Annotated in this window: 13 protein-coding genes; 9 read left to right on the forward strand and 4 right to left on the reverse strand. The window is 74.6% G+C overall.

The window, feature by feature from the left end; all coding sequences use genetic code 11:
• Window positions 1-40: 40 nt before the first annotated feature.
• Entirely contained in the window at window positions 41-649 is a 609-nt protein-coding gene (locus ACFYPR_RS27280; RefSeq protein ID WP_354860353.1) for a hemerythrin domain-containing protein, read from the forward strand.
• An 87-nt stretch (window positions 650-736) separates the two neighbouring features.
• Window positions 737-1,708 carry a LysR family transcriptional regulator gene (locus ACFYPR_RS27285; protein WP_387182390.1) on the forward strand — a complete coding sequence of 324 codons (972 nt, stop codon included), beginning with the start codon at window positions 737-739 and terminating at the stop codon, window positions 1,706-1,708.
• Window positions 1,709-1,723: 15 nt separating this feature from the next.
• Here the strand turns inward: ACFYPR_RS27285 and ACFYPR_RS27290 are convergent, their stop codons facing one another.
• A complete protein-coding gene (locus ACFYPR_RS27290; protein WP_354860351.1) occupies window positions 1,724-2,878 on the reverse strand; it encodes an FAD-dependent monooxygenase in 1,155 nt (384 codons plus the stop codon).
• Between the two features lie 23 nt (window positions 2,879-2,901).
• Here ACFYPR_RS27290 and ACFYPR_RS27295 point away from each other — a divergent pair, with 23 nt between their 5' ends.
• Both ACFYPR_RS27295 and ACFYPR_RS27300 read left to right on the forward strand, forming a co-directional pair.
• Window positions 2,902-3,633 (forward strand): TetR/AcrR family transcriptional regulator, encoded by a 732-nt coding sequence (locus ACFYPR_RS27295; RefSeq protein ID WP_387263204.1) that lies wholly within the window; start codon window positions 2,902-2,904, stop codon window positions 3,631-3,633.
• A gap of 80 nt (window positions 3,634-3,713) precedes the next feature.
• A complete protein-coding gene (locus tag ACFYPR_RS27300) occupies window positions 3,714-3,959 on the forward strand; it encodes a hypothetical protein (protein ID WP_234582022.1) in 246 nt (81 codons plus the stop codon).
• A gap of 56 nt (window positions 3,960-4,015) precedes the next feature.
• On the opposite strand, the gene ACFYPR_RS27305 is transcribed toward ACFYPR_RS27300, so the two are convergent.
• The 3 genes from ACFYPR_RS27305 to ACFYPR_RS27315 are packed head-to-tail and all read right to left on the reverse strand — an operon-like array spanning window position 4,016 to window position 7,139.
• Entirely contained in the window at window positions 4,016-4,366 is a 351-nt protein-coding gene (locus tag ACFYPR_RS27305) for a DUF3140 domain-containing protein (RefSeq protein ID WP_354860348.1), read from the reverse strand.
• On the reverse strand, window positions 4,366-4,587 hold the full coding sequence (locus tag ACFYPR_RS27310; RefSeq protein WP_354860347.1) for a hypothetical protein: 222 nt from the start codon (window positions 4,585-4,587) through the stop codon (window positions 4,366-4,368). The genes ACFYPR_RS27305 and ACFYPR_RS27310 overlap by 1 nt, the downstream gene beginning before the upstream one ends.
• Entirely contained in the window at window positions 4,584-7,139 is a 2,556-nt protein-coding gene (locus tag ACFYPR_RS27315; RefSeq protein WP_354860346.1) for an ATP-dependent Clp protease ATP-binding subunit, read from the reverse strand. The genes ACFYPR_RS27310 and ACFYPR_RS27315 overlap by 4 nt, the downstream gene beginning before the upstream one ends.
• Before the next feature lie 140 nt (window positions 7,140-7,279).
• Here ACFYPR_RS27315 and ACFYPR_RS27320 point away from each other — a divergent pair, with 140 nt between their 5' ends.
• The 5 genes from ACFYPR_RS27320 to ACFYPR_RS27340 all read left to right on the forward strand — a co-directional run bounded on the left by ACFYPR_RS27320 (window position 7,280) and on the right by ACFYPR_RS27340 (window position 12,492).
• On the forward strand, window positions 7,280-7,660 hold the full coding sequence (locus tag ACFYPR_RS27320) for a hypothetical protein (RefSeq protein ID WP_234582026.1): 381 nt from the start codon (window positions 7,280-7,282) through the stop codon (window positions 7,658-7,660).
• Window positions 7,661-7,812: 152 nt separating this feature from the next.
• Window positions 7,813-8,073 (forward strand): hypothetical protein, encoded by a 261-nt coding sequence (locus tag ACFYPR_RS27325; protein WP_007076395.1) that lies wholly within the window; start codon window positions 7,813-7,815, stop codon window positions 8,071-8,073.
• A gap of 6 nt (window positions 8,074-8,079) precedes the next feature.
• A complete protein-coding gene (locus ACFYPR_RS27330; protein WP_387263207.1) occupies window positions 8,080-9,165 on the forward strand; it encodes a hypothetical protein in 1,086 nt (361 codons plus the stop codon).
• On the forward strand, window positions 9,158-11,833 hold the full coding sequence (locus ACFYPR_RS27335; RefSeq protein WP_387263209.1) for an FtsK/SpoIIIE domain-containing protein: 2,676 nt from the start codon (window positions 9,158-9,160) through the stop codon (window positions 11,831-11,833). The genes ACFYPR_RS27330 and ACFYPR_RS27335 overlap by 8 nt, the downstream gene beginning before the upstream one ends.
• Window positions 11,830-12,492, forward strand: a complete 663-nt coding sequence (locus ACFYPR_RS27340; RefSeq protein ID WP_387263211.1) for a hypothetical protein — start codon at window positions 11,830-11,832, stop codon at window positions 12,490-12,492. The genes ACFYPR_RS27335 and ACFYPR_RS27340 overlap by 4 nt, the downstream gene beginning before the upstream one ends.
• The last annotated feature ends 8 nt before the right edge of the window (window positions 12,493-12,500 follow it).

Genomic DNA, 12,500 nt, shown 5'->3' on the forward strand with positions numbered 1-12,500 from the left:
CCCCTGCCGGAGCTTCCGCCCGCCAGTCGAGGAGGGCACCATGTCCGCCGTCCCCCTGCCCCCGTTGCCGCCCGCGCCCGCATCCGAGGAGGGTTACCGGCCCGGTGGCCGCAGCATCGCCGACATCGTGGACCGCGAACACCGGCAGCTGCTGGCTCTCGTGGACCAGCTGACCGGCCCGGACGCCACCCCGCAGGAGGGGCTGGCGGTGCTCACGGCCGCGCTGTCGCGGCACGTCTCCGCCGAGGAGCAGTACCTGCTGCCGGCGGTGCGGGCGGCGCTGCCGGCCCAGGCCGACCGGGTGGACGCGGAGATCGACGCTGACGCCGCGCTGCTGGCGGCCCTGAAGGGGCTGTCCGACGAGACCCTGACCGAGGTCGCCGAGCGGGTCCGCCGGCACGTCGACGGGGTGGGCGCGCTGGTGGCCGAGTTGCGCGCGGTGGCCACCGGGGAGGAGCTGATCCGGCTGGGCAACCGGTTGGAGATCGCCGAGGAGGCCGCGCCGACCCGGCCGCACCCGGGCACCCCGGCCACGCCGCCGTGGAACCGGATCGTCGAGCCGGCGGTGGGTGTGGTGGACAAGGTCCGCGACGCGGTGACGCGGCGGCCGACGTACCTGGCCGACCTGCCGGAGCCGCCGCGCGACTGAAGCGCGGGCCGCGCCACGAAATGCATTCAACGTCACCGATTCGCTTGGCCTCTTCCGCAGGCTGCGACGTGGTCCTACCGTCACCGTATGAACCTGGAGCTGCGACACCTGCGGGTGGTCTGCGCGATCGCGGAGACAGGGAGTGTGACCAAGGCGGCGTCGGCGCTCGGGCTCGCCCAGCCGGCGCTCACCGCTCAGCTCCAGCGGATCGAGCGGACGCTGGGCGGGCCGCTGTTCGACCGGGATCGGCGCGGCGCCCGGCCCACCGCGCTCGGTGAGCTGGTGCTCGCCCGGGCCCGGGTGCTGCTGCCGGCGATGAAGGGCCTGCAGGACGAGGCGGCACGGCTCGCCGGGGCGGGCGCGGCGCCTCGCTGCTACCGCCTCGGCGGGGTGAACAGCCCGATCCTGGGCCGGTTGGTGCACCGGCTGGCCGCCGAGCAGCCACCGGCCCAGATCACCACGTACGCCTCGTGGTCGGTCGACGAGCTGGCGCAGTTGGTGGCCGGCGGGCGGTTGGACTTCGCCCTCACCGGCGTGTGCGGCGACGCCACCCCGTCGGCCGCGTTCGGGTTGCGCTGGCGGGAGGTGGCCATCGACCCGGTGCTGGTGCTGCTGCCGGAGACCCACCCGCTCGCGGAGCGGGCCGAGGTGCGCCTGGCGGACCTGGGTCACGAGCAGTGGGTGGCCGCGCCGGGCGACGGCTGCTTCGGCGACTGTTTCGCCGCCGCGTGCGCCCGCGCCGGCTTCACCCCCCGCAAGGTGTACGAGACCGACATCCGCGGCTGTGTCGACCTGGTGGAGGCGGGCGTGGCGGTGGCCCTTTGCCAGGCGACGTTCCGCCCGGTCGCCGGCCTGGTCACCCGGCGGCTGGCCGGTGTCCCGCTGCGCTGGCGGCTGCTGCTGGGGTGGCATCCGGACTCGCCCGCCGCCGAGGACGCGGAGCTGGTGCTGGCGACGGCGAAGGCGGCGTACACCGACTCGCTGGCCCCGCACCCCACCTACCTGGACTGGCTGGTGCGCAATCCGGGTTTCGGCGTCCGGCAGCCCAGCGGGGTGTGAGGGCCCACGGGAGGTCTAGCGGGGCGCGGCGACGGGTTCCTCGTCCCCGGAAGAGGGTTTGGCGGACCGTGGCGTGAAGAAGCGGACGAGGTCGTCGGCCGCCGTCGGGGACAGCATCATCGCCTGAACTCGTGCGCACATCTCGGCGATCGGCTCGATCCTCGCGAACATCGCCTCCTCGTACGCCCGGATCGCCGCGTCCGGGTCGGCGGGGTTGGCGGCGAGTTCGCGTGCGAGTTCGGCGGCGTCCAGCATGGCCTGGTTGGCGCCCTCGCCGACCGGCGGCATGAGGTGCGCGGCGTCGCCGAGAAGCGTGGTTCCCGGCCGGTGGGCCCAGCGCGCGCCGACCGGCATCGCCTCGACCCGGCGCGGCGTCGGCGGGCTGTCGGCCGCGTCGATGAGGGCGGTGAGACGGGCGTCCCAGCCGTCGAACAGGTCCAGCAGGGCACGCGTGTCACGGTAGGCGTCGAGGTCGCGGTCGTCGGCGGGCAGGGAGATCCCGACCCGGATGCTGCCGTCGCCGAGGCGTTGCGCCGCGAGGATCTGGTTCACGCCGACGCACCACAGGTTTCCCGGGCCGACCAGCTCGGCGAGATCCGGGTGGCGTCGGTCGGCGTCGTCGATGGTCAGCTCCACGTGGCTGGACACGTGGGACAGTCCCGCGTCGGTCAGCAGCGCCCGGACGACCGAGCGCGCGCCGTCCGCGCCGACCAGGATGTCGCAGTCGGCGCGGTGGCCGCCGTCGAAGGTCAACCCGAAGCCCCCGCCCGGTCGTGGCGTCGCCGCGACGAGGCGGTGCCGCCACGCCACCGCGTCGGGCGGCAGCGAGTCGAGCAGGAGATCACGCAGGACGGTGCGGTCGATCTCGGGGCGGCCGGCGAACGAGCCGGGGCGGGGCGTGTGGTGCACGAGGGTGCGCCCGGCCGGGTCGAGGATGCGATGTTCCTCGCCCTCGGGCCGCGCCTCGGAGCGGAACCGGTCGTCGAGACCCGCCTCGGCGAGGGCCAGTTGCCCGGACTCCGGGTGCAGGTCGAGCATTCCGCCCTGGGAGCGTGCGGATCGACTCGCCTCGCGTTCGTAGACCACCGCGTCGATGCCGTGCCGGTGCAGGATCCGTGCCAGCGTCAGGCCGCCCAGGCCACCACCGGCGATCGCCAGTCGCATCCTCATGCCCTTACCGTACACTGTATCGCGTGGATACATCGTACAGTAGCGAGGTCGTGCCCATCTGGGAACGCCCGGAGCCCCAGCCCCGGGCGACGCCGGTGCCGTTGAGCCGCGCGAAGATCGCCGCCACGGCGATCCGGCTCGCCGACGCGCACGGCCTCGACGGACTGTCGGTTCGCAAGATCGCCAAAGAGCTCGGCGTCGGTCCGATGCGGCTCTACGACTACGTGGCCAACAAATCGGAACTGCTCGACCTGATGGTCGACGCCGTCTATGCCCAGATCGCCGAGACCGGCCAGCACTCCGGGTGGCGGGCCACGGTGCTGGCCGTCTTTCGGCGGACCCGCGCCGCCGCCCTCGACCACGAGTGGTTCTCCGACCTGCTCGGCGGGCGGCCACACCTGGGCCCGCACGCGCTGGCCGTGGGCGAGATGAGCGCGGCGGCCCTCAGCCAGGCCCCCGGCATACGCGACATCGACGACCTCCAGCGGGCCCTGGGCGCCCTCAACGCCTTCGTCGTCGGCGCCCTGCGCCGAGAGGTCACCGAGCGGCGCACCGCCCGCTTCACCGGCACCGATGTCAGCGCCTGGCAGGCCAGCCTCGGCCCGTACCTGACCCGCATGCTCGACACCGGTCGCTACCCCACCGTCGCCCGGCTCGTCATCGAGGGCGCCCACCTCAGCGCCGAGGAGACCTTCGACCACAACCTGACCACCATCCTGGACGGCATCACCGGCCACCCCCACCCGGGCGAGTAGTCCCGGCCACGCGACCGGGACGTCGGCTACTGCCTGGTCGGTGGCGGTGCGAACGGCCGCTGTCGGGGTATCTGGCGGACATGACCGATCTCTACCCGCCCGCCGACGACCGGGAACTGCTCCGCCAGGCCGCCGCCGCGCACACCGCCGCCACCCGCCAGGTGGAGGCGTTCCTGCGCCGGCTGCCGGAGGTGCCCGACCCGGCCGACGTCACCGAGTACGCCAACCTGCTCACCCGGGAGGACCAGACCCGGGGCGAGCGCGACGCCGCCGCCGACGCGGCGGGGCTGACCATCGGCAGCCTGGAGTCCGACCAGGGCCAGTAGCGGCATGCGACGGTGCCGCCCCGCACCCGGGACGGCACCGTCGCGTACGGCATCGCTCAGCGTTCGACGAGAGGGTCGTGGCCGAGGTCGAGCAGCGAGTGCCGCCACTTGTCGTCGGCGTTGCCGCGCTGGGGCTTGGCGTCCATCAGCTCGCGGATCCGCTCGACCGCCTCCCGCATCACCTCGATGTCCTCCGGGGTCAGGTCGACCTTGCGCTTGTTGAGCACCTTGAGGATCTCCCGTCCCGGCTGGGGCAGGTCGAGGTCCGGGTTCGGGCTGAACGACTCCTCGCCGGAGCCCCGGGTCAGCAGCCAGGTGCGCAGCTGCTCCGACGGGACGTTGACCTCGGCGTGGAAGTCCTCCCAGAGCACTTCCACCTCGGGGTCGATCCGCGTGTCGCGTACCATCAGGTCTCCTCTCGACGATGGTGACCCGACGTCTCCGGGTCGTCCTGGTCGGTCTTCGGATGCAGGCCCTCGGCGGGCACCCGCGTGCGGCGCGGGTTCGCGGTCGGGGGCGCCAGGATCGGGTCGGGATGGTCCTCGTCGTCGTCCTCGTCCCGGGGCTTGGCGGACTCCGCGTGCTCACGCGGGTCCTCGTGGTCGTCTCGTCGCGCCGGCCCGGTCATCGCGGGTGTGTTGTCGTGGCGGCGGTGTACCCCCGCTCACCTGCGGTCACGTCGAAGGTGAGCTGCCCGTCGCGGGCGTCCACGATGACCTTCTGCCCGGGCGAGATCGCCGACTCCAGCAGCATCCGCGACAGGTGGTTGTCCACCTCCCGCTGGATGACCCGGCGCAGCGGACGGGCCCCGAACTCCGGCTGGTAGCCGTGCTCGGCCAGCCAGTCGATGCCGGCGGTGGTGAACTCCACCTGGATGTCCTGGGCGTGCAACCGGCGGCGGGTCTCCTCCAGCAGCAGCGCGGTGATGTCGCGCAACTGCTCGGCCTCCAGCCGGCGGAAGATGATGACCTCGTCGATGCGGTTGAGGAACTCCGGCCGGAAGTTCTCCTGCAGGCGGCGCATCAGCCGTTCGCGCAGCTCGTCGTTCTCCTGCTCGCTGCCGGGCGCGCCGGTGCCGAACCCGACGGCCCGCTGGGTTCCGGTGATCAACTCGGAGCCGAGGTTGCTCGTCATGATCAGGACGGTGTTCTTGAAGTTCACCGTGCGGCCCTGGCTGTCGGTGAGCCGCCCGTCGTCGAGCACCTGGAGCAGGATGTTGAACACGTCGGGGTGGGCCTTCTCGATCTCGTCGAGCAGCACCACCGCGTACGGGCGGCGGCGCACCGCCTCGGTGAGCTGACCGGCCTCCTCGTAGCCGACGTACCCGGGTGGGGCGCCGACCAGCCGGCTGACCGTGTGCCGCTCCTGGAACTCGCTCATGTCCACCCGGACCATCCGGTCCGCCTCGCCGAACAACGCCTCGGCCAGGGCGCGGGCCAGCTCGGTCTTGCCGACGCCGGTGGGGCCCAGGAACAGGAAGCTGCCCATCGGGCGTTCCGGGTCGGCCAGCCCGGCCCGGGAGCGACGCACCGCCTCGGCCACAGCGGTGACCGCGGCGTCCTGGCCGACCACCCTCTCGTGCAGGTGGCCCTCCAGGCGCAGCAGCCGGTCGCGTTCCTCCTCGGTGAGCTGGCTGACCGGGATGCCGGTGGCCCGGGAGACCACCTCGGCGATCTCCTGCGGGCCCACCTCGGGCACCTGCGAGGTCGAGCCGTCAGCGCCCCTCGCGCGGCGCATCTCCTCCTCCAGCTCGGAGATCCGGTCCCGCAGCGCCGAGGCCCGTTCGTACTGCTCGTCGGTGACGGCCTGCTCCTTGTCCCGGCGTACGTCGTCGAGCTGCTGTTCCAGCTCCCGCACGTCGGACGCCGGGGTGCGGGTGCGCAGCCGGACCCGGGCGCCGGCCTGGTCGATCAGGTCGATGGCCTTGTCCGGCAGGAACCGGTCGGTGACGTACCGGTCGGACAGCTCGGCGGCGGCGACCAGCGCCTCGTCGGTGAAGCGCACCTGGTGGTGGGCCTCGTACCGGTCGCGCAGGCCACGCAGGATGGCGATGGTGTCGTCGACGCTGGGCTCGGGCACCAGCACCGGCTGGAACCGCCGGGCCAGCGCGGCGTCCTTCTCGATGCTCTTGCGGTACTCGTCGAGCGTGGTCGCGCCGATCACCCGCAGTTCGCCCCGCGCGAGGGCGGGCTTGAGCATGTTGGACGCGTCCATTCCGCCCTCGCTGCCGGCCCCACCGGCGCCGACCAGGGTGTGGATCTCGTCGAGGAAAATGATCAGCTCGTCCCGGTGCGCCCGGATCTCGTCGATCACCTTCTTGAGGCGCTCCTCGAAGTCACCCCGGTAGCGGGTGCCGGCGACCAGGCCGGCGAGGTCGAGCTGCACCACCCGCTTGCCGAGCAGGGTCTGCGGCACGTCGCCGTCGCAGATCCGCTCGGCCAGACCCTCGACGATCGCGGTCTTGCCGACACCGGCCTCGCCGATCAGCACCGGGTTGTTCTTGGTCCGCCGGGACAGGATCTCCACCGCCTGCTCGATCTCGTCCGCCCGCCCGATCACCGGGTCGATCTGGTCGGCGCGGGCCAGGTCGGTGAGGTCCTGCCCGTACTGGTCCAGGGTGGGTGTGCCGCGGTCCGGCTTCGGCCCGGTCATCGGGCCGCGTTCGGCGTTGGCGGCCTGCAACGACTCGGGCTGGATCCGACCGGCGGCCAGCATCCGCCCGGCCGGCGACTCGGGGTTGAGCGGCAGGGCCATCAGGATGTGCTCGGGGCCGATGTAGTTGGCCCCCATCGCCCGGGACAGTTGGTGGGCGTCGAGCAGCGCCCGCTTGGCCGCCGGGGTCAGCGACAGGTTGGGCGGCACCTCCCCGCGCGGCGCGCCGTCGCCCTTGCCGCCCAGCGCGTTGAGCAGGGTGTCCGGGTCGGCGCCGGCCCGGCGTACCAGGTCGCGCAGGGGTTCGCGTTGCAGCGCAGCCCAGAGCAGGTGGTCGGTGTCCAGGTCGTTGCTCTGCCGCTGCGCGGCGCGGCGGGCCGCGTCGGCCAGCATCTCCCGGGCGTCGGCCGTCATCAGTCGGGTGATGTCGACCCGGTGCGGCGGTCGGCGTCCTCCCTCACCCCGGCCGAAGTACCGGGCCAGGAATTCGTCCCACGGGTCGGAGCCAGGGTCACCGGGTCCCATCATGTCTGTCCTCCGCAGTCGGGCGCGGCACGGTCGCCAGGGGCTACCCGGCGCTCGGCCCGACAAACGCCGCAGGCGGCGGCGCCCACAGCGATGTGGAGTGGCACCGGGCCGGCGCCGGCCGCAGGTGGCAGGCTGACGCCATGACTGAGAACCCGCTGCTGATAGTGGACGGCGCCAACGTGGTGGGCTCGCGCCCGAACGGATGGTGGCGGGACCGGGCCGGGGCCGCCGCCCGGCTGCGGGACTCCCTGGCCCCGGTGGCCGCCACGGGCCTGCCCGCCCGTCTGACCGCCCCGGTCGAGGTGGTCCTCGTGGTCGAGGGCGCTGCCCGGGACGTGCCCGGCACCGACGACGTCCGCGTGGTCTCCGCCCCCGGCTCCGGCGACGACACGGTGGTCGAGCTGGTGCAGGCGGCGCCGCAGCGCCGCCGGCTGGTCGTCACCGCCGACCGGGAGTTGCGCGAGCGGGTCACCGCCCTCGGCGCCGAGGTGTACGGCCCGCGCTGGCTCCGCGATAATTGAGAAGTTCTCATACTGGGACTCCCACAGAACGGACTCCCGGCACTTCAGGTGGGTTAACGGTCAGTCGGGCAGGAACACCGCCAGGGCGGATGTTCTCCCATGGACGCCAGTAAGCTCTAATGGAGATCTCCCCGCCCCCAGGAGGTTCCGCCGTGGCGAGCGTCGCCGAGCTGAAGGCTGCCATCGATGTCGCTCTCCAACAGATCGGCGACGGGCAGACAGCCGTCCAGGCGGCCGGTGAGAAGCTCGCCGAGGCGCAGCAGACCCTGGCCGGCGCGCTGGAGGGCAGCGGGCACGAGACGGTCGAGGCGGCCCAGGCGTCGCTGACCCAGGCCAGCCAGGAGCTGGAGGAGTGTCTCGCCGCGACACTGGTCGCGGTCGAGCAGGCGCAGCTCTACGTCTCCACCCTGTAGGCCACCGTGTCCATCATCGAGGACATCGGCGGCCAGGTCCGCGCGGCCAGCGAGGAGTTCCCGGTCGGCCTGCTCGGGCAGGCCCTGGAGAAGTTCGGCCTGGCCGCGGAACGGCTGCGCTGGGTACGACAGGAGTCGGCCAACCCGATGGGGGTGCCCGAGCTGTCCGCCGCGACCGAGCACGCCGAGAGCGCCAACTACGCGCTGCGGGTGGCGCAGGAGCAGCTGTCGGCGTATCTGGCCGCGATCGGGCTGGCCGCCGACGGCGCCCCGCCGCCCCGCCCGCAGCAGCGCGACCCGCGCCACGACGCGGCCCCGCCGCATGGGCCGACCACCGTGGTGCCCGAGCAGGCCGAGCAGGTTCGGATGCGTCGCTGGTGGTCGGTGCGGGTGGCCGAGTTGACCGGCGGGCGCGACGGCGGCGCGGACGAGCCCGACGAGCGGCTGCGCGACTCGCAGGAGCTGCTGCGCCGGGTCGTCGGCGGGGTGCGCGCCGGTGACCGGGACCGGCTGCGCACCGAGCTGCGGCGGGCGCCCGCCGACGTGGGGCTCGGCATGGCCGCGCTCGCGCCACCGCTGCTGCGGGAGCTGGCCGGTGAGCTGCTGGGGCATCCGCCCCGCGCCGCCGACCTCGGCCGGCTGCGCGGCGAGCTGGACGGGCGGGTCCGGGACCTGCTGCCCGGGTTGCCGCCGCCGGTGCTGGAGACGCTGCTGACCCGGGTGTGCCGGATGCCGCCACCCCGCGCGTCGGGAGAGCCGCCCCACGCCGCCGACTCCGCGGTCACCGCCGGCGTGGCGACCGCGCTGCTGCTCGCTCGCCTCGGCCGGGACCTGCCCCTCGGCACCGGCACGCCGCAGGCCACCGGTGACCAGCGCCCCGGCGACGCGGGTCCGCGCCCCGCTGAGCAACGCTCCGCGAAGGCGAATCCACGGTCCCCCGAGCCACCCTCCGGCGGCGTCGGTCCACGTCCTGGCGCGGTTAGCGGTAGGCAGGCGTCCGGCGGCGTCGTGCCGCAGCGGGGCGCCGGGCTGCCGCCGCGGACCGGCAGTCCGTGGCGGGACGCGCCGGCCCGCCGGGGTTCCGATGGCTGACCGGCGTGGCCAGCTCGCCACCCGCATCCGGGACACCCTCTCCGAGGCGCTGGGTGCCACGCGTACCCGGTTGTCGGCCGCCCAGGCCGAGCTGACGGCGGGCCGCGAACGGCTGACCCGGGTCCGGCGGGCGGCCGCCGCCGTACCGCAGCGGGTGGGCGCCCAACGGGACCGTCGCCTCGCCGAGATCGACGCCCGGCACGCCACCGGGATCGCCGAGCTGGCCCGCCACGCCGCCGATGCCGCCCGCCGGGAGGCGCCCGGCTGCGCCGGCGCCGACTGGCCGGGCTGGACGCCCACGCCCACCCGCCGGGCCGAGCCGCCCGGTGCGCTGCGGGTCGGCACGGTCCGGATCGACGACGTCGACCCGGTGCCCGCGCTGGTGCCGCTCCTCGACGCCGGGCACGTGCACCTGTCCGGGGACGACCGCGCCGGCTGCGACGCGGTCGTGTCCGCGCTGCTGTTGCGGGCCGTCGGCCGCGCCGACCCGGGCGGGGTACGACTGGTCGGGTACGACCCGGAGCACCTCGGCGGCGGCCTGGCCGGGTTCGCGCCCCTGGGCACCGCGGGGCTGCTCACCTTCGTCGGCCCGGGCGGGTTGGGCCCGCTGCTGGACGACCTGGTCGAGCAGATCCGCCGCATCAACGAGACGGTGCTGGCCGGCGAACACGGCTCACTGCGGGAGCTGGCCGCGGCGACCGGCCGCCGCCCCGAGCCCTGGCGGGTGGCGGTGCTGCTCGGCGGCGACGAGCTGAGCCGGCACGAACGCGGCCAGCTCGAACGAGTGGTCCGCGCCGGCGCCGCCTGCGGGGTGCACCTGGTGGTCCGGGGCGTCCCCCTGCCGGACGACCCGACGGTGACCCGGGTGGTGACCGAGGCGTCCGGCGCGCGGATCGGCGGCCCGTCCGGCCTGTCGGTCCGGCTGGACCCGCCGCCACCGGCGACGCTGGTCACCGAGACCTGCCGGGAGATCGCGGCCCAGGTCAACGCCGGCCCGCCGCCGACCCCGTTCGCCGACCTGCTGCCCCCACCGGAGCAGATGTGGCGGGAGGACTCGGCCAGCGGCCTGACCGCCCCGATCGGCGAGGGGCCGCAGGGCCGACCGGTGCGCCTGACCCTGGGCGACTATCCACCGCACGCGCTGATCGGCGGACCGTCCGGAACCGGCAAGACCAACCTGATCTTCGCGTGGATCGGCGCCCTCGCCGCCCGCTACTCCCCCGCCGAGCTGGAGTTCTATCTGCTGGACTTCAAGGAGGGGGTGTCCTTCGCCCGGTTCGCGCAGGGCCGGCGTGACCCGAGCTGGCTGCCGCACATGCGTCTGGTCGGCATCAACGTCAACACCGACCGGGAGTTCGGGTTGGCGCTGCTGCGGTTCCTCACCGAGGAGCTGCGTCGCCGCGCCGACGCCGCCAAGAAGCACGAGGTGACCAAGCTGGCCGAGCTGCGCGCGGTCGACCCGACCGGGCACTGGCCCCGGATCGTCGCCGTGGTCGACGAGTTCCAGATGCTGCTGGCCGGCCGGGACGTGGTCGCGCGAGAGGCCGCCGACCTGCTGGAGGACCTGGCCCGCCGCGGCCGGTCGCAGGGCATCCACCTGGTGCTCGCCTCGCAGGACGTGCGGGGCATCGAGGCGCTGTGGGGCCGTCCGGCGCTGGTCGCCCAGTTCACGTTGCGGATCGCGCTGCCGAAGGCGTTGCGGATCCTGGCCGAGCGCAACGACGCGGCGCAGTCGCTGCCCCGCTGGCACGCGGTGGTCAACGCCGAGTCCGGCATGGTGGAGGGCAACGAGGTCGCGCGGATCCCGTCGGCAAGCGACTGGGAGACGTGGAGCGGCCTGCAACACCGGCTGTGGCGGATGCGCCCGCCGGACGCCGCGCCGGCCCGGCTCTTCGACGGTGACGCGATCCCCCGGCTGGACGAGGCCCCGGACTTCCGGGCGCTCGCCGCGCCGCCGGACGGCCGCGCGCCGCGCAACCCGGTGGCCCTGCTCGGCGAGATCATCGACGTGCAGTCCCGCTCGGCGGCGCTGCGGCTGCCGCGCGCACCCGGGCGCAACCTGGCGGTGCTGGGCACACGGGTGGACGAGGCGTGCGCGGTGCTGGACGCTGCGGCCCGGTCGCTGGCCCGCCAACACCCGCCGGGCACCGCCCGGTTCTCCATCGCCTGCCTCGACCCGGACGCCGATCCGATCGCCCGCGCGCTCTACGACGACCTGGCCGACGACGCCTCCTGGTACGACGAGGAGACCGTCGGCGAGTTGATGACCGAGACGGCCGACGGGCTGTCCGGCCCCGGCAGCCCGCACTATCTGCTGCTGTTCGCGGTCGACGCGGCCGCCGGCGCCCTCGCCGCGCGCACGGGTCGGCGCACCGGCCTGGAGCAGCTGCGCCGCATCCTGCACGACGGACCGGAGCGGCGCACCCACGTGCTGGCCTGGTGGCGGGGCGTGGCGCGGATGCGCGCGGACCTGGGCGGCCCGGCCGCCCGCACCGACCAGATCGGGGCCTGGGTGGCGCTCGACGCGCACGGCGGCGAGTTGGGCGCGTCGCTCTATCCGGGCACCGGCGGCCCGGACTGGTATCCCCGGCCGTGGCGCGGGCTCTTCTTCGACCGGGCGGTGCACCGCACCGGCCAGGTGCTCATCCCCTATGGACCGTCGCGATGAACCAACCGGTGACCAGTGACACGTACACGGCGCAGCTGCGGCGACTGGCCGAGCTGAGCGCCCGGGTACGCGAGCAGCGCGCCGAGGCGCACACGTGGTACGAGCGGCAGTGCGCGGCGGCCGAGCGGGCCCTCGCCGACGCCGCCGACCAGGTGCGCCGCGCCGAGGAGGAGTTGGTGGCGGCCCGCGAGGAGCAGGAACGCGTCGACGCCGAGGTGGCGCACCTGTGGCAGCAGGTGCGGGCCCGCCTCGGCGCCCGCCGTCTCGGTGCGCCGCCCGCGCCAACCAACGGCAGTGCGGCCGGCGAGCCGGTGCTGCTGCTCGGCCGGGCCCGGGACCTGCTCGACCGGGCCGGGCAGCCCGGTGAGCTGCCGAGCTCGGTCAACCCGCTGCTGGCGCTCTGCGGGGTGGCCGGCGCGGTCGTGGCGTACGCGCTGGGCTCCGGCGCGCGGGCGCTCGGCGTCGGGTACGGCGGCGACCTGGCGGTCGGGATGCCGGTGCTGGCGCTGGTGGTGACCCTGCTCGGGCCGTTGATCGGTCTCGTGCCGGCGCGGGTGCTGGCCGACCGCCGGCACGCGCTGCTCGGCCCCCGCCCGATCACCGTGGTGCTCGGCGCCGGCCTGGTGGCGACCGCGCTGCTGCTGGTGCTCGGCCGCTGAGCTGAGCC

This window comes from Micromonospora sp. NPDC005254, from assembly GCF_042872525.1.
Taxonomy (GTDB): Bacteria; Actinomycetota; Actinomycetes; order Mycobacteriales; family Micromonosporaceae; genus Micromonospora.

Excerpts from the sequence above, each read along its gene's own strand:
- ACFYPR_RS27280 (WP_354860353.1), top strand. The coding sequence starts at position 41 with ATGTCCGCCGTCCCCCTGCCCCCGTTGCCGCCCGCGCCCGCATCCGAG.
- ACFYPR_RS27285 (WP_387182390.1), top strand. The coding sequence starts at position 737 with ATGAACCTGGAGCTGCGACACCTGCGGGTGGTCTGCGCGATCGCGGAG.
- ACFYPR_RS27290 (WP_354860351.1), bottom strand. The coding sequence starts at position 2,878 with ATGAGGATGCGACTGGCGATCGCCGGTGGTGGCCTGGGCGGCCTGACG.
- ACFYPR_RS27300 (WP_234582022.1), top strand. The coding sequence starts at position 3,714 with ATGACCGATCTCTACCCGCCCGCCGACGACCGGGAACTGCTCCGCCAG.
- ACFYPR_RS27305 (WP_354860348.1), bottom strand. The coding sequence starts at position 4,366 with ATGGTACGCGACACGCGGATCGACCCCGAGGTGGAAGTGCTCTGGGAG.
- ACFYPR_RS27310 (WP_354860347.1), bottom strand. The coding sequence starts at position 4,587 with ATGACCGGGCCGGCGCGACGAGACGACCACGAGGACCCGCGTGAGCAC.
- ACFYPR_RS27315 (WP_354860346.1), bottom strand. The coding sequence starts at position 7,139 with ATGATGGGACCCGGTGACCCTGGCTCCGACCCGTGGGACGAATTCCTG.
- ACFYPR_RS27320 (WP_234582026.1), top strand. The coding sequence starts at position 7,280 with ATGACTGAGAACCCGCTGCTGATAGTGGACGGCGCCAACGTGGTGGGC.
- ACFYPR_RS27335 (WP_387263209.1), top strand. The coding sequence starts at position 9,158 with ATGGCTGACCGGCGTGGCCAGCTCGCCACCCGCATCCGGGACACCCTC.
- ACFYPR_RS27340 (WP_387263211.1), top strand. The coding sequence starts at position 11,830 with ATGAACCAACCGGTGACCAGTGACACGTACACGGCGCAGCTGCGGCGA.